Origin of the sequence: Streptomyces sp. NPDC047315 (assembly GCF_040643215.1) — a bacterium.
Classification (GTDB): domain Bacteria; phylum Actinomycetota; class Actinomycetes; order Streptomycetales; family Streptomycetaceae; genus Streptomyces.
This window is the reverse complement of the sequence record NZ_JBEYTZ010000013.1, coordinates 119,893-141,723: the sequence shown is the minus strand read 5'-3', so window position 1 is coordinate 141,723 and position 21,831 is coordinate 119,893. Positions and strand designations below refer to the sequence as shown.

Annotated in this window: 11 protein-coding genes; 7 read left to right on the top strand and 4 right to left on the bottom strand. The window is 70.9% G+C overall.

Going from position 1 to position 21,831, the window contains the following annotated elements; genetic code table 11:
• Positions 1 to 55: 55 nt before the first annotated feature.
• Together ABZ842_RS17620 and ABZ842_RS17615 are read right to left on the bottom strand one after the other, a co-directional pair.
• Entirely contained in the window at positions 56 to 361 is a 306-nt protein-coding gene (locus ABZ842_RS17620) for a hypothetical protein (RefSeq protein ID WP_361537586.1), read from the bottom strand.
• A 128-nt stretch (positions 362 to 489) separates the two neighbouring features.
• Positions 490 to 1,473: a hypothetical protein gene (locus tag ABZ842_RS17615; protein WP_361537585.1), complete on the bottom strand. Its 984-nt coding sequence runs from the start codon at positions 1,471 to 1,473 to the stop codon at positions 490 to 492.
• A gap of 207 nt (positions 1,474 to 1,680) precedes the next feature.
• On the opposite strand from ABZ842_RS17615, the gene ABZ842_RS17610 reads away from it, so the two are divergent.
• Together ABZ842_RS17610 and ABZ842_RS17605 are read left to right on the top strand one after the other, a co-directional pair.
• Positions 1,681 to 9,057, top strand: a complete 7,377-nt coding sequence (locus ABZ842_RS17610) for a putative T7SS-secreted protein (protein ID WP_361537584.1) — start codon at positions 1,681 to 1,683, stop codon at positions 9,055 to 9,057.
• A 52-nt stretch (positions 9,058 to 9,109) separates the two neighbouring features.
• Positions 9,110 to 11,872 carry a right-handed parallel beta-helix repeat-containing protein gene (locus ABZ842_RS17605; RefSeq protein WP_361537583.1) on the top strand — a complete coding sequence of 921 codons (2,763 nt, stop codon included), beginning with the start codon at positions 9,110 to 9,112 and terminating at the stop codon, positions 11,870 to 11,872.
• Positions 11,873 to 11,975: 103 nt separating this feature from the next.
• On the opposite strand, the gene ABZ842_RS17600 is transcribed toward ABZ842_RS17605, so the two are convergent.
• On the bottom strand, positions 11,976 to 13,061 hold the full coding sequence (locus tag ABZ842_RS17600; RefSeq protein WP_361537582.1) for an RICIN domain-containing protein: 1,086 nt from the start codon (positions 13,059 to 13,061) through the stop codon (positions 11,976 to 11,978).
• Positions 13,062 to 13,259: 198 nt separating this feature from the next.
• Positions 13,260 to 14,657 (bottom strand): carotenoid oxygenase family protein, encoded by a 1,398-nt coding sequence (locus ABZ842_RS17595; RefSeq protein WP_361537581.1) that lies wholly within the window; start codon positions 14,655 to 14,657, stop codon positions 13,260 to 13,262.
• A gap of 111 nt (positions 14,658 to 14,768) precedes the next feature.
• Between ABZ842_RS17595 and ABZ842_RS17590 the strand changes: the two genes are divergently transcribed.
• The 5 genes from ABZ842_RS17590 (at position 14,769) to ABZ842_RS17570 (ending at position 21,728) form a co-directional block, all read left to right on the top strand.
• The gene (locus ABZ842_RS17590) at positions 14,769 to 15,365 is read left to right on the top strand and encodes a helix-turn-helix transcriptional regulator (protein ID WP_361537580.1); all 597 of its coding nucleotides are present in this window, start codon (positions 14,769 to 14,771) and stop codon (positions 15,363 to 15,365) included.
• Positions 15,366 to 15,865: 500 nt separating this feature from the next.
• The gene (locus ABZ842_RS17585) at positions 15,866 to 17,818 is read left to right on the top strand and encodes a BTAD domain-containing putative transcriptional regulator (protein ID WP_361537579.1); all 1,953 of its coding nucleotides are present in this window, start codon (positions 15,866 to 15,868) and stop codon (positions 17,816 to 17,818) included.
• Between the two features lie 201 nt (positions 17,819 to 18,019).
• On the top strand, positions 18,020 to 18,778 hold the full coding sequence (locus tag ABZ842_RS17580; protein WP_361537578.1) for a thioesterase domain-containing protein: 759 nt from the start codon (positions 18,020 to 18,022) through the stop codon (positions 18,776 to 18,778).
• The gene (locus tag ABZ842_RS17575) at positions 18,775 to 20,487 is read left to right on the top strand and encodes a non-ribosomal peptide synthetase (protein WP_361537577.1); all 1,713 of its coding nucleotides are present in this window, start codon (positions 18,775 to 18,777) and stop codon (positions 20,485 to 20,487) included. The genes ABZ842_RS17580 and ABZ842_RS17575 overlap by 4 nt, the downstream gene beginning before the upstream one ends.
• A complete protein-coding gene (locus ABZ842_RS17570; protein WP_361537576.1) occupies positions 20,484 to 21,728 on the top strand; it encodes a cytochrome P450 in 1,245 nt (414 codons plus the stop codon). The genes ABZ842_RS17575 and ABZ842_RS17570 overlap by 4 nt, the downstream gene beginning before the upstream one ends.
• Positions 21,729 to 21,831 lie beyond the last annotated feature (103 nt).

Sequence of the window (21,831 nt, the reverse complement as noted above, 5' to 3'; positions counted from 1 at the left end):
GGTGCCCCGGACCGTGATCCACGGTCCGGGGCACCGCCCCTCTTTCTGCCTCGGATCAGGAGCCGCCGACGTTCTTGGCGACCGCGGCGTCCAGCGCCTCCACCTGCTTCCTGATCTCCTCGAACTGCGTGGAGAAGACCGTGATCCCGCTCATCGCCTGCGTCAGCGAGACCGTCAACTTCTCGTAGGACGCCTTGATCGCCGGGCTGCTCTGCTCCATGAAGAGTCCGTTGTCCATCAGACCCTCGACCGAGGTCTTCGTGCTCTGCAGCATGGGCACGATGTTCTCGACGGCCTGCTTCATCACTCCGGACACCCGGACGATCTCGCTGTAGTTGATGTTGACGTTGCCTGCGGGCACGAGGGCTCCTCGTCGTGGTCGAACAGTGCGCCCCGGGCGGGGCGACCGGGTGGAAAAAGCCGATGGGGCACGGGAAAGATGCCGGGATACGGGACGGCGCGGGCGCGCCGGGGGAGTGGGGAGGGGAGTCAGGGCGCGAGGCGCCAGCCGGTGTCCTCGTCGGCGCTGTCGCTGACCCACTTCTCCGTACGACCGTCCGGGGTCTCGATCGTCCGGGTACCGCTCCCGTCCTCCTTGACCTCGGTGGTCGTGGTGGTCTCGTTGCCCCGCGGGTCGACGGACGACTCGATGGTCCCCTTCACCGTCCGCACGACGTCGTTCTCGTCGGGCCCGGTGGTGGTGTAGGTGCTGTGGGAGGTGCGCTGCCCCGTGCCCGCGTCGTAGACCGACGTGGTCTTCCCCGTGGTGACGGTCTTCGAGTCGTCCGTGCCGGTGGTCGTGCTGGTGAAGTTGTTCGTCGTCGTCTTCACGTTGCCGTTCTGCGTCGTGGTGACGTCGCCCTCGGAGACGGTGACGTTGCCGTGGGCGTCGGTGGCCCTGGAGTCGTAGGTGCCGTCCGGCCGGTAGTTCACCGTCTCGGTGCTCGTCAGCCCGGAGGAGTTGGTGACCTTGGTGGTGATCGACTGGGGCTTCCCGTCCGGACCGTAGGTGTAGGTCGTCGTGGTGGAGTTGCCGTTGCCGTCCTGTGCGGTGAAGGTCGTCGGACGCTCGCCCGGATCCTGCGGCGCGTCGGGGTCGTTCGGATCGACCTTGCCCTCGGCGACCAACTGCTGCCACTGGTCGTACCGCGCCTTTTGGATGCTCCACAACTCCGCGGTGATCGCGGCTGCCTGCTTGTTCGCCTCGACGGCCAGTTTGAAGTCCCAACTCGCCCAGCCCTTGGCGACTCCCTCGTACAGCTTCGCCAGACCCTCCAACTTCTCCTCGGAGCGGCGGAAAGCGCTGTGCCACTGCCAGTAGAAGGACCGCACCGCGCCGTACGCCTCGGTGGAACCCATCTGCGCCGATTCCACAGGAGTGTTGGTCCGGGCCTCGTTGACCTGGTCCTTCAACGAGCGCGCCTTGGTCGCCACGCTGTTGAGCAACGTGTAGTCCATGGCGATGTCGGGCACGGTCCGCTCCTCGCGGTCGCAGAGATCTGTCGCTCTTGCAGAGCGCCTTTCGGGGCGATCGGTTCACTCCCGGAGCCCGAATTCTTCAGCTCGTCAGGTGTGAGTCTTGCCACGGGGAAATGGAGCCGGATCCAGTGCTATGCATTAAAGGGACCGCGCGCCGCTGCGGACGTGCGGCGCGGCGAAACCCTTCTGGAGGAGACGTAGTTGGCAGCGCGTCCCGGTGACTGGAGCCCGCTCGGGCTCAGCGCGGACCCGGCCCCCGGTGACCCCACCGCCGTCCTGGAGGTCGCCGAAACCATGAAGCGCCTCGCCGAGACGGCGGGCACGGTCCACGGTGGACTGCGGGAACTCCAGAACACCTCCGGCGACGGACAGCGGTTCGTCGGCAAGACCGCCGACGCGCTCCGCGAGAAGGTCGACGAACACCTCCACCGGTTCGCCGGGGCGGTCCAGGAGTCCTTCCTGATGGCCGAGGCCGCGCTGCGGACCTACGCCGCCTCCCTCTCCGACGCCCAGGCCCGCACCCTCACGGAGTTCCAAGGGGTACAAGGGCTCACCGAGGACGACCCGCAGCGTCAGGCGTACGTCCAACGCGCAGAAGCGATACGCGGTGAACTGGCTGCTGCCGTCAGCCTGTTGAGCCGCGAGCTGACCGCCGCAGGGCAGCGGATGAAGATGCCCGTCAGCGACTGCGAGATCTTCTGGGAAGTCTTCGAGATCTTCACGATCATCTTCTCCGTCCTGGCCATCTTCACCGGAGGGCTGCTCGGCATCGTCGCCTGGGCGATGAACGCCGTGCACCTGGTCAAGGTGGCGGTGGACTTCAGCCAGGGCAAGGCGAACGGGCTCCAACTGGGCCTCGCCTTCCTCGGGGTCCTCTTCCCCTCGACCAAGGGCATCGGCGGCACCCTCAAGGCGATCGGCAAGGGACTGAAGGCGGGCGGCACTTCCTTCCTCGACGACGCCGCACGACTCGCCCGCCTCACCGGCACCAGCAAGCTGCTGGTGGTGCCCGTGATGCTCGTGATCAAGACCGGAGCAGGGCTCCGCGCTCTGCCCTTCGTGCTCTGGAGCGGCGCGAAGTTCCTCGGTAGAGCGCCGGGGAAGGACTGGACCAAGATCACCGGACAGCTCACCGGCGGCTCCGCGAAGTTCGCCGCCTACGGAAAGGTCACCGCGCAGCGGCTCGGCCGGTTCACCACGGCGATGTTCCTTCCGCTCAACATGGCCGAGATCGGCGTGGTCGGCTACCGCGGCGCCGCCGCCCTCGCCTTCGCGGACCGGGTGCTGGGCATCCCCCAGCACTCGCTGCGGCAGATGATGGCCAAGGCGGGCGACCTGGAGTACCTGGCCAAGGTCGGCAAGCCGGGAGCCGGCGTCGGCCCCGGTCTCGCCGGTGCCGGCCGTACCGGACTCTTCGGCGCCAACCCCCCTTCCGGCGCCTTCTCCACCGATCTCTACCACCTCTCGCTGACCGGGACGCCCGTCCTCAACTTCACCGACCTGGGCTTCGCCAAGCTCGGCGATCTACTGCTGTCCCGGCCGGGCGCGGCGACCCCCGCCTTCACCGGTGCGTTCACCCCGCCCACCCCGGGCGCGCTGACCGGCACCGTCCCCCTCGGCACTTCCGGACTGGTCGCCCCCGATCTGCCGGGGCACCTGACCGCCGGCCCCGGGGGACTGGTGCTGCCGACGTCCGTCGCGGGGGACTCCGCACTGAATCCGCTCACCCGCCTGGACGCCTCGATCGGCCAGTTCCGGCTGGACAGCAATCTGGTGCTCCCCGCCGACACCGCCCTCGGCATCGTCGACGGTGCACGCCACCCGGCCGGGCTGTCCCTGGTCACCGAAGCGCCCGGTGCCTCGCGCGCCGCGGAGCCACCGGGCGCCTTCACGGGGACCGGCAGCGTCTTCGAGGAGTCCACCGCCCAGGCCCGCGGCGCCGTCGCCCACGCCGAGGACCTGACCCAGCTCAAGCTCCCCGAGCTGATCGCCCTCCAGCAGGGTGACGTCGCGGTCCGCGGAGTGAGCGCGGACGGCATCTCCTTCCGGATCGGCGAAAACACCGACGTCACGCTCAACGCGGAAACCCTCACTTCCCTCGCCTTCACTTCGCGCGGCGCCGCGCAGGGCCCGGTCGGACTGCCCGGCGGGACGGTCGGCGCCGCGCCCGGGCCGGCGCCGGTCCTCCACGTCGGTACGCCGCAGGCGAGCCCGGCCGTCGCGACGCCCCCCGCGGCGACTTCGGCGCCGAGCTCCGTTCCGCTGCGTGCCACCGTGGTCGCGCCCGTGCGCACCACCGCCGTGTCGGCGGTGCCGACCGCGGTGCCGCCCCCCGCCGCCGTCGGCTCCGGTACGGCGGTGAGCGGGGCCGCCGACGCGATGACGCCGCCGGCCGCGAGCCCGGCCGCGAGCAGCCGCGAACTCGCCCTCGCGCTCATCCGAGGCGACGGCAAGCCGACCGGCACCCCTGCTGGACTGAGCGCCGCCACCCCCGGCGGCGGGGGAGTCTCGTCCCGTACGGCCCTGGACGCGGCGGGGGTCGCGACCGCCGGCGCGGACGCCCGGCTGGCCCTGGACCTGGTCGCCGGTCCGGGGACCGGACGGTCCGTCACCCCGCCCGCCGTCCCGGCAGGCCAGCTCGTACCGCAGGCACCCGTCCCCGTCCCCGTCCCCGTCGCCGTGCGCGGGCCCGCGACCCCCGCGGACACCGGGGCGCCCGTCCCGCCACCGGCCGCCGGGCGAACCGTCCCGGACGCCGTCCTCGGGGCACCGACCCCCGTACCGACGAGGATCGAGGGCCATGCCGCGGCGACGGTCCGCAACCAACTGAGGGTGGCCATCGGCGACGTCGTCACCGGCGGCACCTCGGACCGCGCCCTGGCCGGCCTGCGAACCGACCGCTACGTGGCGTATGAAACCGCACTCGCCGAGCTGAACGCAGCCCGGCGGAGCGTACGGGAGACGGCCCCCTCCACCCCCGGCGCCGGGTCCTCCACCGGCCCCACCCGGGCCCAGACCGAGGCGTCGGCCCGGCTGCAAACGGCCCTCGCCCAGGTCACCGAGGCCCGCAAGGGGCTGCGCGAGGCCGGCATGGACCCGGACGGCCTGATCGGCGAGGTCCGCTCCCTCAACACCCGCACCGTTTCCGACCGCGGCGGACTCCCGGGCGGCAGCAACGGGGGCGACGAGGAGCTGGCCCGACTGCAGAGGCTCATGGAGCAGGACGCGTCCGAGGAGGAGATCGACTCGGACTTGATGGCAGAACTCCTCGGCCCGAACGCAGCGGGCCCGAGTACGCCCTTTGGCGTCCACGCTCCCTTCAATGTCCACGCACCGGCCACCGGGACGGGAACCGCAGCCCCGCCGCCCGTCCCCACCCTGACGCGACAGGGCACCTCCGGCCTCACCGGCCTCACCGCTCAGTTCGACGGGCTGCGGATGAACCCCGCGCAGCACACCGGACCGCCGAGCGGTTCCGGCAAGGCACGCGTTCCCCACGACGGCGACGGCGACGGCGACGGCGCGGGCGCGCCGCCGCGCGAGCAGTTGCTGGCACGGGCGCGGGACATCGGCAGCCGGGCCCTGTCGCCCGAACAGTTCGCCGCGCTGGGCGGGGCCTGGAGCAGGTACGACAACGAGTTCACCGCACTGCAACGACTGCGCGAAGAGCCCGCGCCGGCGAGTTGGACGGGCTCCAGCAGCAGACCCAACGCGGCCCGGGAGAACAGGAACCACACCATCGAGTGGCGGGAGCGGCGCACCGAGGAAGCCGCCGACGACCTGAGCACCGTCCTGGACGACATCGAGAGCCCGGGCAGCCAGGGCGCCATCCGCGCCCTGCCCCACCAGCACACCCCGCACCTCACGGCTGGCCAATCCCTCGCCAACCGAGTCCATCCGAACGACGCCGTGCCGTGGGCAGCACCCCCCGGCTGGCGCCACCCCAAGGGGTCGGGCGCGACCTGGGCCAACGGTCGCTTCCACGACATGGCGAACCATGCCCCGAGCGGACCGATGACCGTCGAGGAGTACACCGGCTACGTACGAAGCCTCGGCGACGGACCGCACCGGCCGCCGGCCTTCGTCGTCAACGCGATCGCACGAGCCGACAGCCTCGACTTCCCGCCACGCTTCCAGGCGTTCCTGGAGGGCATCGCCCATCGACTCGACGGGAACTCCTTCCAGCACCGCGTCGCCGTGGTCCTGGGAGTCAACAGCGAAGGGGCCGGGCGCGCCGACTGGGAACACGTGATCAGGGCGGTGCTCGCCGACGACCGGTTCCCGTACCCGTTGGCCGTCGTGGAGATCAACACGCGATCCGCCCCGGCCTCGGACTTCCGCTTCGGGACCGCCCGCAACCAGACCTTGGAGAGCTCCGCCACGCAGCACGCCGTCCGAACGATGATCGAACGCGGACACCACCCCTACGTGTCCATCATGGACTTCGACGCCTATCCGCATCTCGTCCCCGGCGGCCAGCACGTCTTCTCCCACTTCGAACGGATCGTCGACGAGAGCGGCAGCTACCCCCTGATGATGGGCGGCGGATACCGGACGGTCGAACCGACCGACGTCGCCGAGCTCTCCACCAACCCGCTCGCACACCGCCACTCGGACGACCTCGTCCGGCGCGTCAGGCGGGACATGGCGGCACGAGCGGAGGCGGCCCTCACCCACCCGTTGATTCCCTACGTGCCCGAGCCCAACCTCTTCGTCGACGGCGCCGCGGCGCTCACCGACGTCCCCGTGTACCGGGGCGCCCGCAACACGCAAGGAGAGCAGAGGGACGTACTGCGGACCCCGCGGTTCGGTGACGCCGGCGCCGAGTACACCGCTCTGGGACGACGACTGAACCTGCACTACGCCTGGGAGCTCGACCGGAGCCTGCCGCTGCCGACGCTGCAAGGAATCCGCAGCGCGGAAGTGCCCGCAGCGCTCGACCGCCTCCTCGGGCCGCAGCCGTCCGCGGTACGCGCGAGCGACCAGCAGACGCGCACCGCCCCCGTGACGGTCACCGCACTGAACGGCGAGGACGCGATCAGGACGCGGCGGCTCCTCCACGAGCTGTCCCGAACCTTCCACAGCCACAACACACCGGGCATCCTGAGCGAGCTCTCCCAGCGTCTTTGGGAGGCCAACTCCGTAGCCGTGGCGCGGCACGTGAGCGAGCAGATCGACCAACTCGGCAGGGGCCTGCCGCATCCGGCCGCGCCCTTGAGTTCGGCGACGGCGAACGCGCTGGACGACCTGGCCGACAGGTTGGTGAGCGCGTCCCGGTTGACCCGAGTCGTGGATCCGGAAACGGGACCTTCGCGGGGCCCGCAGCCCGGGATCGCGCACGAGCCCGAGAACGTCGCCCGGTATCTGTCGACCTCGGACGCCAGGCAGCAGATCGCCGCCCTTCGCGCCGCCGCCGGCGACCTGAGGACCGCCCAAGCCCCCAACACCCTGTGGCAACTGGCCGAGGGGCTGCGCCAGGGCGTCGTGTCGCCCGACGTCGCCCGGACGAGGCTGACGGCCCTGGCGGACGGACTCACCCGGGCCCTGCCGAAACTCGACGCACCGGACCTGCTCAAGAAGCTGACCACGCCCGGCAGCGGCTCCGCATCCGAACGACTGCGCTCCCTGGCCGACCAGTTGACCGTGGCCGAACCGGCACGGGTCGCCCCCCAGATCGACGCGCTGACCCGTGAGCTGGCCACGGCTCTCCAAAGCGAGCAGCCCACACTGGCCGCACTCGCGCGGAGTGCGTACGAGAGGGGACTGAGCGGAACCCAGTGGGCCGGGAACGTGCTGGGGGCCCTTCCACACTGGGGAAACCGACAGGTGGCGCGACTGGCCCAGACGGCCGCCGGCACGGGAACCGTCACCCTGCTGGCCTCCGAGCGCCGGGTGCTGGACACGATCCGGGAGCTGTACCAGGCGCGCCTGGCCGCACGCGAGGTCCACGCGGGCAACCTGACCCTGCCGAACCGGGGCGCCGCGTTCGTCGTCGACTTCGAGGACGCCGCGATCCCGACCGACCTCGATCGACTCCAGCGCGAACTCGACCGCAGGGGCGCACTGCCGCAGGACCACGCGTCGGCCGACGCGCGCATGTCCCGGTTCCTCGGAATCAACGACGCCCAGACAAATCAGCGGACCGCGCGGAGCGGGGTCCAAGTCGAGCAGTACATCAACGAGTGGATCACCCGGACCTTCCCCGACCCGCCCGGCCCCGACGCCCGGCTCGGGGCCGCCAGGAACCTGAGCCACGGCGTCTCGACCAGAGTGCCGGGCGGCGGCCAGGACGGTGCCCTCACGGCCGGCCTCGACCCACGGCACTACCGGGAACACGCCGAGCGGCTCGTCCTCTCCGACGACGGCCCGCGTCTCCTCGCCCATCTTCGACACTTCCGCGACCGGCTCCTTCCCCAGCACGGACTGGGCCACCGGGAGGGCTCGCTCCCGGTGGAACTCAAGCGGGCACTGGGACGGGGCAACGAAGAAGTCGAGAACATGTTCCGACGCATCGCCGACCACTTCGACCCGCGGGCACGCGGCGCCACCGCGGAGAGCCTGACCGCGTCCGTCGCCGACGTGCTGTCGCGGGGCATCACCGTGCGGGACTACTTCGTCAGGACGGTCTCCGGGCAGGTGCACCCCCCGTCCGGGCCCCAGCTACTCCTGGACCCGGGCAGCGAACTCATCCTGCGGCACTACGCGGAAGGGTTGAACCGGCCCATCACCATCTACGGCCCGGACGGCTTCCGCACGGTGGGGGAGGCCCTTCCCGGACGACCGCTGGAGATCGGCCGGGTGGCCTTCCCCGAATCCCAAGGCTTCCGATGGGTCGCCCGGTTGGTCCCGAACCCCGGTGAAGGCATGTCCTTCCCGGCATGGACCTCCTTCCGGACGAGGGAGTTCACCGAGCGCCAGGCCGGATGGAGCAGGGCTGACCCCAAGCAGTGGTACAAGAACGCCGTCCGATCGTCCCGGGAATCGGCACAAGGAGGCGACGAGGCCGCGGACTTCCTCGACGACTCGACCTCCTCGCTGCTCCGGTCGCAGGGCGAGGGCGGACGCGCACTCACGAACGCGAGGCAGGCCGAAGCTGCCTTGCACGCGTACGGGGCAGGGGGCGGCGGACTCCCGCTGGCACAACGCGTTCAGCAGGAGTACCAGGACGCCCTCGCCGCACGTCCAGGCATTCCGGAGGCACTGCACAACCTTCGCGCGCACGCAGGGAACCCGCCGTCCGCTCCCTCTGCCGCGCCGTCGCCGTACCCCGGACAAGGACACGTCCCGCCCGGGGCGGGCTCCTCGCAGCCCGCCCCGGGCGGAACACAGGGCCACCAGGGAGCAGCGCAACTCCAGCCAGCAGACATGCTCAGGCAGTTGACGCAGCAGAGGGACGCGCACTTGGCGGAGGGGAATCGGCTCTCCCGGGAGGTGAACCAATGGCTCAACCGTGGAGGGGACCCGCAGGCGATCGTCGGCCTGCAACAGCAGATAGCGGCCCACAACGCGGAAGCGAACGCCCTGGGCAGATCGATAGCAACACTGCGCCAGCAGATCGCGGACAGAGCACGTGGGTGACCCGATTGCCTCCTCCCGCCCCGCCCCCCACCCCAGGTCCGATGGAGAACCCGTGACACCGCCCCGTGCCCCCGCCGCTCCCGCCGTCCACCGCGTGGGCGGCGGCCCCGGCCAACACCCCACGCTCGCCGCCGCGCTGGACGCGGCTGCCGAGGGGGACGAGATCCTGATCGACCCCGGAACGTACCGGGAGACACTGCGGATCTCCCGCGGCATCACCCTGCGCGCCCACGACGACGGGGACCGGGCGCGGACCGGCAGCGTGGTCCTGGCCGCCCCCCGGGGCGAGGAACCCGCACTGGAAGTCCACCGGGGAGCCCGGGTCGTCGTCGCCGGCCTGACGGTGGAGGGCCCCTCCGCCGAACTGCCCGCCGTGGTGTTGGGCGGCGGACACACCGAGTGGCACGGCGGCGGCATCGGCACCGGCCGCCTGGAGGCCCACGGCGATGCCGGGCTCGCCATGACCGGCGCCGTCATGGACGGTGCCGCGCTCGCCGGCGTACTGCTGCGCACCAGCGGACCCGTCACCCTCACCGACTGCCGGCTGCGCGGCACCGACGGCACGGGGCTGGTCGCCGGCGGAGGAACGAGCGTCGTCCTGCTGCGCACCGAGGTGCGGGACACGACCGGGTCCGCCGTCAGGGTCAGGGAGAACGCACAGGTCACACTACGGGACTGCCTCGTCAGCGGTGCCGGACGGAGCGGAGTGCTGGTGGAGGACGAAGGGTCCGCGCTGCTCGCCGACTGCCGCGTGCGGGAGTGCGCCGGGACCGCCGTGAACGTCCTGAGCAGTTCGGCTGCCGCGGACTTCGGGAACGTCCCCGCGACCCCCGGGGAAGCCGACGGCGGAGTACGCCTGCACGGATGCGACGTCGTCGGCAGCGGCGCGGACGCCGTGCACGCCGAGGGCCCCGGCGAGGTGTCCCTGGCCCACTGCGTGCTGCGTGACACCGGCGGCTCGGGCATCAGCGCCGTCGGCGGTGCCCGGGTCCACGTCACCGACACCCGGATCACGCGCACCGCCGCCGTGGCCGTCGCCGTCCACGACACCGCCGCCCTCACCGCCCGGGACGTGGTGGTCCGCGAATCGGCCTCCAACGGCCTGGTCGCCACCGGCAGCGCCGTCGTCCGGATCGAGGACAGCGCGCTCGGCGCATGCGCCTTCAGCCCCGTCCACGTGGGTGACGGCGCCGAGGTCCGGCTCAGCGGGCTGCGCATCGGCAGGACCCCCGAGCACGGAGTCCACCTGGTCGCCGGGGCGCGGGTGGAACTGGACGACAGTTGGATCACGGACTGCGGCATGTCCGGCGTCGACCTCGCCGACGAGTCCGCCGCCGAACTGCGCGCCGTGACCGTCCACCGCGTACGCAACGGGGTCACCGCCGCCACCCGGGGCACCGTCCGGCTGACCGACTGCGAGACGGCCGACAGCGAGCGCGCCGCACTCGTCATCGGCGGCGGGGCCCCGCAGATCACCGGCGGCAGGGTGCTGCGGGCGGGCACGGCAGGGCTGGTGGTCGGCTCCGGGGCCGCACCCCGGATCTCCGGGACGGAGATCCGGGACGTCGCCGGATCCGGCGTGGTGGTCGCGGACGGAGCCGATCCCGTGGTGACCGGGGTGCGGGTGGTGCGCCCGGCGAAGAACGGGCTGATCGTGGACGCCGGTGGGGTGGGAACCTTCGAGGAGTGCGAGTTCGTCGAGCCGGGGTTCCCCGCCGTGCACGTCGCCGCCTCGTCGGCTCCGGTGCTGCGGCGGCTGCGGGTACAGGACGCCGCTGAGGACCTGAGCACCGAGAGCGGGGCCGCGCCGGTCGTGGAGGACTGCGTCTCGCTGCGGGTGGAGTCGCCCCGTTGGCCCGGAGCCGGGACGCCGGAACCCGCCACCGGGGACGGGTCAACGACGGGCCCGGGCACACACGCGGAGCCCGCAGGGCACACCGAGCACGCAGAGAAGGCAGATAGCGCAGAGAAGGCAGAGAACCTGGACGACCTGCTGGCCGAACTGCACGAGCTGATCGGCCTGTCCCGGGTGAAGCAGGACGTCGCGTCACTGGTGAAGCTGATGCGGATGGTGCAGCGGCGGGAGGCCGCCGGTCTTGCCGCCCCGCCGCTCAGCCGCCACCTCGTCTTCGCCGGGAATCCGGGTACGGGCAAGACCACGGTGGCCCGGCTCTACGGACGCATCCTCGCGGCGGTCGGCCTGTTGGAGCGCGGCCACCTGGTCGAGGCGGACCGCTCCTCGCTGGTGGGCGAGTACGTCGGGCACACCGGCCCCAAGACCCAGCGCGTCTTCCAGGAGGCGATGGGCGGCGTGCTCTTCATCGACGAGGCGTACTCCCTCGCACCGGTCCACGGCGGCGGGGGCAACGACTTCGCCCAGGAGGCGGTGGCCACCTTGGTGAAGCTGATGGAGGACCACCGGGACGAGGTGGTGGTGATCGTGGCCGGCTACCCGGGGGAGATGGAGCACTTCGTCGACTCCAACCCGGGACTTGCCTCCCGGTTCAACCGCACCTTGCTGTTCGAGGACTACAACGACGCCGAACTCGTGCGGATCGTGGCCCAGCACGCCTCGTCCCACCAGTACGAACTGACCGATGAGGCCCTGCAAGACCTCGGGGGCTTCTTCGCCCGGATCCCGCGCGACAACAGGTTCGGCAACGGCCGCACCGCGCGCCAGACCTTCCAGACGATGACCGAGCGCCAGGCCTACCGGGTCGCCGAGATGGCGTCCCCCTCGGAAGGAGACCTGGTCACCCTGCACGCCGGGGACGTGCCGCAGGCGACTTTGACGCTCACCGCGGGCACGAGCTGAGCTGCGGGCCGGGGGCTGAGCTGCCGGCCCGAGCTGAGCTGTGGGCACGGGCCGGGTGGCGAGGGGACCTCACTCGCCACCCGGCCCGACCGCGGTGGAGAGTTCAGCCGATCTGCCACTTCTGGTTCTTCGCGCCGTCACAGGTGTGCAGCTGGAGCCGGAACTTTCGGGAGTCCACCTCCACCGCCTCCACGCACTTGTTCGACCGGGGGTTCACCAGCGATCCGTCCTTCTGGATGCGGAACACCTGGGTCTGACTGCCGTTGCAGTTGACGATCTTGATGGCGGTGCCGTCCGCGGTGGCCCCCGACCGCAGGTCCATGCACGTCTTGCGCTCGTACAGGGTCCACACCTGGCCGTCCGGGCGGAACTCGAAACGCTGGCGCCGCTCGCCCGAACAGGTGGCGAGCATCAGCGATGCGCCGCTGGTGACCTTGCCGCCGACGACGTCGATGCAGAGCTTGGCGGCGAAGCCGAGCACCGGCCCCTTGATCTTCCCGTCGTCCAGCTTCGGCGGGCGCGGGACCTCGACCGGTACGTTCCTGGCCGAACTCGGCGACCCCGCGGGCGGCTTGGCGGGACCCTTCGGGCCTCCGCCCGCGGGGGCAGGAGCAGTGGCCGACCGGCCGCCGGGGTTCCCGCTGCCGCCGCCGGTGCCGGCGCCCCGCGGCGGTGTCGAGCCCGAGCCGAGCCCAGCGCCGCCGGAGGTGGTGCCGCCCGAGGCTGCCGCCCAGGGATTGAACTCGCCTGATGCGTCGTACCGTCGCTGAGCGGCGCCCGGTCCCGTCCCGGAGGGCGGGGCGGCGGAGCCACCGGCCTGCTTCTCGGCCGGTTCCTTCTGGCTGGTGGAACCCGCCGTCGACCCGGTCTCCGTCCCGGTGCCGAGCCGGCCCCCGGTGCGACCGTCGGCCGCCGCTGCCTCGGCGGCGCGGGCCTTTTCGCCGTCGGAACCGAACTCCAACGAGCCGACCAGAGGAACGGTCACCATCACCAGCCCGGTCACGGCCGCTGCCGACGCGATGGCGATCCACACCCGCTTCCCCGGGAGCAGCCCCCGCCGGTACGCGCCGGGGCCCTTGGCGAAGGTGCCCGAGAAGCCGCCGTCGCGTAGCCCTGAGTCCTCAGCGGACTCAGCAGGATCGGCAGGATCGGCGGCCTCGGAAGGACGGTGGGTGGGCTCGGGCGGCACATCAACTCCCTGGGGACGGGAACCGGAGCGGTGCACGGTGAGCTGCCCGGATGCGGACCGGTGCCCTCTCGCAGCACAGCGCTTGACGCCATCTCAGATGGGTTTTCCCGGAGGGAGGTTCGCCCCGCACTGCATCGAATTTCCGGCGAGGTTCGCCAGCGTCGATGCAGAGCCCACAACCGCTCAGCCCACGACCGCTCAGCCCTCGCCCGGCTGAGCGCCGAGTTCGTCGTCACGGACCCAGTTGCCGTGGAATCCGAAGGGGACGCGGCGCGGCAGGTGCACGCGTGCGAGCGGGGCGGCCCCGACGTCGGCGGCGTCGAGCACCACCAGCTCGCTGCGGTCGGTGTTGCCGTCGTAGACCACCGACAGGATCCAGCCGTCCTCCTCCCTCTCGGCCCCCGGCCGTGCCACGAACACCGGCTCCTGTGTCACCCGGCCGGCTCCGAAGTGGTGGGCCGTGACCTCGCCGGTCACGGTGTCGAACTTGACCAGCGGACCGGGTTCGAAGGCGCCGCCGCGGTCCCGGCTGACGTCGTCGGACAGCCGCAGGCTCTGCGGCCCGACACCCCCGAGCCAGCCGTAGCGGTGGGGGCGTCCCGCCCGATCCTGGTTGATCCGGGGCCATTCGACGCCGTAGTCGGACATGACCTGCTCGGAGACGGTGCCCCGGTGCGGAGCGATCGTCCACCGGGCAAGGGCGGGCAGCCCGTCGGCGGGACCGCGGAACGCGTCGCGGAACACCGTGTCGTAGCGGACCACGTCCATGACGATCGAGCCGTCCGGTGCGTCGTACGCGTTGAGGACGTGGAACACGTAGGCGCGCGGCGCGTCGAACCACCTGATCTGCTCCGCCGTGCCGCCCCGCGGCAGCACCCCCACCCGCGACGGATGCCCCTCGTCCCAGCGCATCGGAAGGGCGTCGCCGCTCTGCGGCGCTCCCGCCGCCAGCCGGTCGACGGCCTGCGTCGACAGGGTCACCGGAAGGTCGAGCACCACGATCCGGGTGGCCGTCATCGCCATGTCGTGGACCATGGGCACCCCGGGAACGGGCAGATCAGCGGTGTGCGTCACCTTCCCGGTGGCGTCCATGACGGCGTAACGCAGGTTTTCCGCGCCGGGGCTGATCCGATAGCTGATGGAGTGCATCTCGCCGGTGGCCGGATCGATCTTCGGATGGGCGGTGAAGCCGCGGCTCAAAGCTCCTTCGGAGTCCCAGGTCGACATCCTGGCCAGGTCGGGGGAGATCGCCACCGGCGTCCCGCCGCCCTCGACGAGCGCGAGGAGCCGTCCCCCGTGGGCGAGGACGTTCGTGTTGGGCGAGTTCGCGGGATCGCCGCCGTCGACGAACCGGTTGCGGTACCACTCTGCCCGCCCGTCGCGCAGCCGCACGCCGTGCACCATGCCCTGCCCGACGAACCAGTGGTGGCCCGGGCCGGTTTCGTCGCTCCCCCGGGGATTGGGACCGATCCGCAGGTAGCGGCCGTTCAGCTCGGGCGGCAGGGCGCCGGTCACCGGCAGGTCGTCGACGCTCACCTCCTCCGATACGGGGGCGAAGTTGCCCGACAGATAGGGATTGCGGATTGCCGTGGCCATCGATGGCTCCGATCACCGGTTGGAACGTGCAGCCTGTACGGTCTTCGATACTCCGACGTCGAAATCGGGCGTGCAACGCCGAGGTTCAGACCGTCCAGACCGGGAGATGCCATGCCAACGTTCTCCGCCAGCGCCTTCGTCGTGCTCGGCCTCCTCGAACAGTCGGGCTCCACCACTCCGTACGCACTCGACCGCGCGATCCAGCAGAGCATCGGACACTTCTGGGCCTTCCCCCGGTCCCAGATCTACGCGGAGGCCGCCCGCCTCGTGCGCCACGGGCTGGTCACCGAGGACCGGGAGGGGGCCGGTCGCAGGCGGCGCACGCTGTCGCTGACCCAGGCCGGCCGGGACACGCTCGCCCAGTGGCTCACCGGCCCCGCCGAACACACCACCGACGTCCGCGACGAGGGCCTGCTGCGCCTCTACTTCCAGCAGGACGGTTCCTCCGGCGCGGCTCAGGTGCACCGCCTCGCCGTGGACCAACTGGCGGCCCACCGCCGCCAGCTAGCGGAGTACGAGAAGGTGCTCGCGTCCGCCTGCACCCCGGAGCCCGCCGACCCCGTCACCGCCGGCGACGGCCTGCGCTTCGAGACGCCGCAGGCCGCCTCCCTCGCCTTCGGCCTGCGGTTCGAGGAGCTGGCCGTCGCCTTCTGGACCGAAGTCGCCGAGCACGGCGCGAGCGCGGTGGACCCACGCCCACAGGAATGACCGCGAATCCATCCGAGAGGGAACCGCTTACCGTGGCGGGCATCCCGTCGAGCGTCTTGAGCGGGCGGCTGCTGAGTTCGGCAACCGGTAGGGCAGTCCGATGGCGCACCGTCATGGCAAGCGCTGTCTGCTGAGGTGGAGCATCGATGCGTCTGATTCGCCCGACTGCGGTGACATCGAGGCATGTTGGAATGACTTCCGACTGCCGGGAGTCGCGGGTTTGCCGGCTGGGAGCAGGTGGGCATGTCTTGGAGGAATGAAGGGGCGAGCGAAGCAGCAGGGGACAGGAGTATTGAACGGGGTGCTTTGGCGCGTCGCCACTCTCTGCGTGCTTCGATCAGGTCTGATGCGTCGGATGTAATTTCCGCGTGATAATTGGTGTTCCGGGAGGCGTCCATCGCTCGCTCGTCGTGCTGACTGCGTTTGGCGCGGAGCAGCGGTTGGCATGATTGCGCTAGTAATGAGTTCGCGGGCGGGCCGCGCCGTGTGACGATTATGGAATGAGATTCTACGTTCTGGGGTCGTTGAGGGTTGCGAACGAGCAAGGCGAATTGGCGACGCTGCCAGGGCGAAAGGACAGGGCATTCCTGGCCGAATTGCTGGCCCATGTCGGAAATGTGGTCTCGGTCGACCATCTTGTTGAATCGGTGTGGCCTGCTGACGCACCGGTAAAACGCATTAACGCGGTGCACGTCAGAGTTTCGCGCCTGAGATCGCTGTTCCGCTCTCTTGCCGGTCCGGGGAGAGAGGGGGAAGTGATGCTGACCGAGTCGGGTGCCTACCGGCTGGCGCCGTCCGAGGTGGACGCCAACCAATTCGAGATGCTTCTGGCAGCTGGCGTACGGGAACGGGAGAAGGGCTTCCTCGACAAGGCCGCCGACAGGCTCGACCGTGCATTGGCCCTGTGGGAAGGGGAGGCGTTCACCGACGTCACGGCGGGGGACTGCGTTTCCGCCGAGGCCGAGAGGCTGACGGAGCTGCGGCTGACGGCCCTGGAGCAGCAGGCCGAGGTGCGTTTGGCGATGGGAGCGTGCTCCTGGGTGGTCAGCACGCTGAAGCCGTTGGTCGAAAGACATCCGCTGCGTGAGACGTTGCACGGACACCTCATGACGGCCCTGCACCGGTCGAACCGGTCTGCGGAGGCCCTCGCCGTCTATGCCGACCTGCGGTCAAGGCTGGCCGACGAGCTCGGGGCGGACCCCACGTCGGACCTGAGGAACCTGCATCGCTCCATCCTGGCGCACGACCCGGGAGATCACCGCCCCGCTGCGCCGCCGGCCGCTGCTGCGCAGGTCGCGCCGCCCGCCCGCCGGGAGTGGAGTTTCCCCTTTCAACTTCCGGCTGCCACGGCGGACTTCGTACCACGCCGGGCCGTGGCAGCCGTGCTGGACGCCATGACGGTGCCCGACCCCTCCACCACGACCTTCGCCGTGGTCACCGGGCACGGAGGAGTGGGGAAGACGGCGGTCGCCGTCCACGTGGCGCACCGACTTCGCTCCCTGTTTCCGGACGGGCAGTTCTACGTCGACCTGGGGGGCAGCACCGAGAGGCCCGCGGACCCCCGGGTGGCGCTCGCTCGGATGCTCAGCACGACGGCCTGCCCCGCCTCGTGGTTGCAGCAGGACGTCGGAGCGATGGCCACCCGCTTCCGGGACAGCTTGAAGGACCGGCGAGTTCTCATCGTGCTGGACGACGCGGCCGACGAAGCCCAGTTGCACCATCTCCTGCCCGGAAACGCGGAAAGCGCAGTTCTGATCACCAGCAGGTCACGGCTCACCGCCTTGCCCGTCACGGCCCGCGTGGAGCTGGCCGAGATGAACCAGCGTCAAGCCCTGACGCTCTTCGAGCGCGTGGTGGGCGCTGCGAGGGTGGGCTGTGAGCCGACCGCGGCACGGGAAGTCGCCCGCTTGTGCCACTACCTGCCGCTCGCGCTCCGGGTCGCTGCGGCGAGGCTCGCGGCCAGGCCCCACTGGCGCTTCGCCGATCTCGCTGCGCGGATGGCTCTGCGACCTGGCCTCATGACCGAGCTGACCTGGGACGCACTCAGCGTCCGCCGCTGCTTCGCCCCCGCCTATGGTCGCCTCAACGACGATGACCAGCGACTGTACCGAGTGATCGGAATGTCCGGTGTCAGCGTCTTCTCGGCGCACTCCGCGAGTGCTGTCACCGCGCTACCCCCCTCCGACATCGTCGATGCGCTGGAACGCCTCGTGGACGGTGGGCTCCTGAGCGTCGTCCACGGGGACTCCGCGCTGTTTCGGATGTACGGCCTCGCGGCTGCGTACGCCAGGGAAGCCGCTGAGTGCGACGCGTCGGTGACCGAACGGGAGGCGGCCGAGGAGTTGTGGAGTCTCCAGGACCGCATCGTCAAAGTCCACGGTGGTGCGGGCGCGGTGACCGGTGCGAATGCCTCCGCTCGGCGCGACGCGAGTTCCGCCGTGCGCATGTGCTGAGCTCGGACGGCCCAGTTCGTCCTGCTCACCGCCTTGCGGACGGGTCTTTCGACTACCGCGGTCCCGCGAAAGGGAAACGAAACCGGAACGGCAGCGGCACTTGCCACGATGCATGCCGAGGAAGATCGAGGAAGATCTGGGATGCTGCGGTACGGGGTTGCCGACCCCGGGCCGGCGGCTGGACGAAGTCTGACGGGGGCCATGTCACCAATCACAGCCGACCGATTCCGTGGAGCATGGTTGCTCCGTCGCCCTCAGGAGACGGCGACGCATCGAATCTTCTGTTTCCCGTACTCCGGCGTCGGAGCCTCCATGTATGCGCGTTGGCCGCACTGGGCAGGCCCCGCGGAGGTGTGCCCGATCCAACCGCCGGGTCGGGAGAACCGGCTCGCCGAGGCCCACTACGACACCTTTGACGCCCTCGCCGAACAACTGGTCCCCGTACTGGAACCCCATCTGGACCGGCCGTTCGCGTTCTTCGGGCACTGCAGCTCGGCCCTCGCCGGCTTCGCGGTGGCCCGTCGACTCGCCGAGGTCGGCCTGCCCGTGCCGCAGCGGCTCTTCGTGTCATCGCAGCTGGCACCGCACGAGCCGCCCTACGGACGTTTCCTCGCCATGGACGACGAGGCGCTGACCACCGAACTCGCCGAACTGACACGGTCGATGGGCGGAGAGCCGATGCCGGAGATGCTCGATCTGGGCCTGTCGGTCATGAAGGCCGACATAGCCGCGCACAAGCAGTACCGGATACCCGAACCCGTGGAGCTGCCCTGTGGCGTCACCGTGATCGGCTGGGACCAGGATCAGGAGGTGCGGCCCGAGCTGATGGACGGCTGGCGCCACTACTCCGAGGACGTCCGCTTCCTCACCCTACGCGGCTCGCACCACACCTTCCTCCAGGCACCCCTCGCGCTGATGGCCGAGCTGTCCCACGACGTTCAGCGGGACGCGGCCAGATGAACACGATCCACGAGGCTCTGGCCGGGCGGATCGCGGCCACCCCGCACAAGGTCGCCGTACGCGGCGGTGATCACGCAGTGACCTACGCGCAGTTGGACGTGCGGGCCGACGAGGTCGCGAAGCGGCTGTGGGACCTCGGGATCGGTGCGGAGTCGACGGTTGGCGTCCTCGCACGACGCTCCACCGACCTCGTCGTGACCCTGGTCGGCATCCTGCGGGCCGGCGCCGCCTACGTGCCGGTCGACCCCCGACAGCCGGCGGCATGGCGCGCCACCGCGCTGCGCTCCGCCGGCGTGCGGCTGATCCTGGACGAGTGCGCCGAGGTGCTCACCGAGTGCGATCCGCCGGGCCCGGCGACGGACACCTCCCGAGCGATGCGCATGGCGGGCGGAAACCTCGCCTACGTCGCGTTCACCTCGGGCTCCACCGGCACGCCGCGCGGCGTCGCGGTCCCTCACGAGGGGGTGCTGCGCCTGGCACGCGACCGCACCTGTGCTCCCCTCGACCCCCATGACCGCTATCTGCAGTTCGCGCCCGTGGCGTTCGACGCGTCCACCTTCGAGATCTGGCCGGCGTTGCTGGGCGGGGCCGAACTGGTGGTGCACCCGGCGGGCGACCCGTCCCTGGCCGAACTCGCCGGCTTCATCCACGACCAGCGGATCACCACCCTCTGGCTGACTTCCGGCCTCTTCCAACAGATTGTCGACCTGCACATTGACCGGCTCGTGCAGGTACGGCGGTTGTTCGTCGGCGGAGACGTGGTGCCCCCGCGGCACGCCGCGGACGCCCTGGCACGGGTGCCCGGCCTACGGCTCGTCAACGGCTACGGACCGACGGAGAACACGACCTTCAGCTGTTGCCATCAGATCAGCCCCGGTGCGTCCGGCCCGGTGCCCATCGGACGACCGATCACGGGCAGTGACGTGCGGATCCTGGACGAAGGGCTCACACCGTCCGCGCAGGGCGAGCTGTACGTGACGGGGACCGGGCTGGCCCGCGGATACGCGGGCGCTCCCGGACCGACCGCGCAACGGTTCGTGTGCGATCCGTGGAGCCCGACGCCCGGTGGCCGGATGTACCGCACCGGTGACCGGGTGCGGGTCGGTGGGGACGGCGTGATCGAGTTCTTGGGGCGCATCGACCGACAGGTCAAGATCAACGGATTTCGGGTGGAGCCCGGCGAGGTGGAGGCCGTCCTGGCGGGCCGACCGGCCGTGCGTGCGGCTGCCGTGGTGCCCCGGCCCGACAGCAGCGGGACGCCTCGGCTCACCGCCTTCGTCGTACCGCACCGGGGCCGGACGGTGTCCGTGCTCAAGCTGCGCAAGGACGTGGCCGAGGCACTTCCCGACTACGCGCGACCCGCGTCCTACCGGGTCGTCGACGAACTGCCCCTGACGGACAACGGCAAGGTCGACCGTGCCGCCCTCGTCGCGCTCGGCTCCCGGGAACGTCCCGAACTCTTCACCGACTACCTCGCGCCGCGCACCCCGCTGGAAGCTCAGCTCACCGGACTGTGGTCCGACCTCCTGGGAGTCGACCGGATCGGGGTCGAGGACGACTTCATCGCCCTGGGCGGCTACTCCCTGCTCGGCATGCGGATGACCGCGGACATCGCCGCCGAGTACGGAGTGACGATCACTCCGCGCGACTTCTACCTCGGCCCCACGGTGGCGGGGCTGGCGGCGCTGATCGAGGAGCGGTCCCGATGAGGCTCTCACCCGGCGAACCCCACCCGCCGGTGGACCTCGATCGGATCGACCTGTGGGACGCACGGCTCTACAGCGAAGGACGCCCTCACGCGGTGTGGCGCGCGCTGCGGCAGCAGGCACCCGTACACCGGCAGGAACTGGCCGACGGCCGACGGTTCTGGTCCGTGGTGCGGTACGCCGACGTCTGTCGCGTCCTGCGCGACCACGAGGACTTCACGTCGGAGCGCGGAACGCTGCTGACCGCCCTGGACACGGGAGACCCCGCGGGCGGCAGGATGATGGCGGCGACCGACCCGCCGCGCCACGGCGTTCTGCGGGAGTCGCTCAACCGGGTGCTGTCCATGAAGGCGGTCGAAGCCCGGCGCGATGCGCTGCTCAAACCGATCGACCGACTGCTCGCCCCCCTGCTGACCGGCGAGCCAACCGATCTCGCCGCTGCCGCGATGGACTTCCCGATGGACTTCATCGGGACGTTCATGGGCCTGCCCGAAGCAGACTGGCCCCGACTGGCGAAGCTCACCACGATGGCGGTCGCACCGGAGGACGCGGACTTCCAGGAGGGATCCGCCCCCCTCACGTTGGTCTCGGCACACCACGAACTCTTCGAGTACTTCTCGCACCAACTCTCCGCCCGCGGCACGACCCCCACGGACGACCTCATCGGGCAGCTGATGACGACCCGCCTGGACGGCAGCCCTCTGGACCACGAGACGATCGTCTACAACTGCTACAGCCTCATCCTCGGCGCCAACGTCACCACGCCGCACACCATCACCGGCCTCGTCCAGGCACTGATGGACCACCCGACCGCCTACGCCGAAGCCGCCGCGGATCCCTCCCTGCTCGCCGGATGCATCGAGGAGGGGCTGCGCTGGTCGTCGCCGGCCAGCCACTTCATGCGCTACGCCACCCGCGACGTCGACCTCGGCGGACAGCGCATCCGCGCGGGCCAAGCGGTGGCCGCCTGGCTGGGCTCGGCCAACCGCGACGAGGACGTCTTCACCGACCCTTACGTCTTCGACATCGAACGCAGGCCCAATCGACATGTCGCCTTCGGCTTCGGCCCCCACTACTGCGTCGGCGGCGCGCTGGCCCGGATCTCGCTGCGCATGCTCTTCGAGCGGATCTTCACGACGATCGAACGGATCGAGCCGGCCGGTGACGTACGCCATCTCGCCTCCAACTTCGTAGCCGGGGTGACGTCGATGCCGGTGCGGGCCGTACCCCGCGACGAGCCATAGGCGTCCGTCCCGTGGATCGGGCGAGCCCGGCGAGATCCACGAGACCGGCCCCGGCGCCCGCGCCCGCCGTCACCGACACGCAGGGCCACGGCCTGCCCGCGCC

Excerpts from the sequence above, each read along its gene's own strand:
- ABZ842_RS17585 (WP_361537579.1), top strand. The coding sequence starts at position 15,866 with ATGAGATTCTACGTTCTGGGGTCGTTGAGGGTTGCGAACGAGCAAGGC.
- ABZ842_RS17575 (WP_361537577.1), top strand. The coding sequence starts at position 18,775 with ATGAACACGATCCACGAGGCTCTGGCCGGGCGGATCGCGGCCACCCCG.
- ABZ842_RS17580 (WP_361537578.1), top strand. The coding sequence starts at position 18,020 with ATGTCACCAATCACAGCCGACCGATTCCGTGGAGCATGGTTGCTCCGT.
- ABZ842_RS17590 (WP_361537580.1), top strand. The coding sequence starts at position 14,769 with ATGCCAACGTTCTCCGCCAGCGCCTTCGTCGTGCTCGGCCTCCTCGAA.
- ABZ842_RS17595 (WP_361537581.1), bottom strand. The coding sequence starts at position 14,657 with ATGGCCACGGCAATCCGCAATCCCTATCTGTCGGGCAACTTCGCCCCC.
- ABZ842_RS17570 (WP_361537576.1), top strand. The coding sequence starts at position 20,484 with ATGAGGCTCTCACCCGGCGAACCCCACCCGCCGGTGGACCTCGATCGG.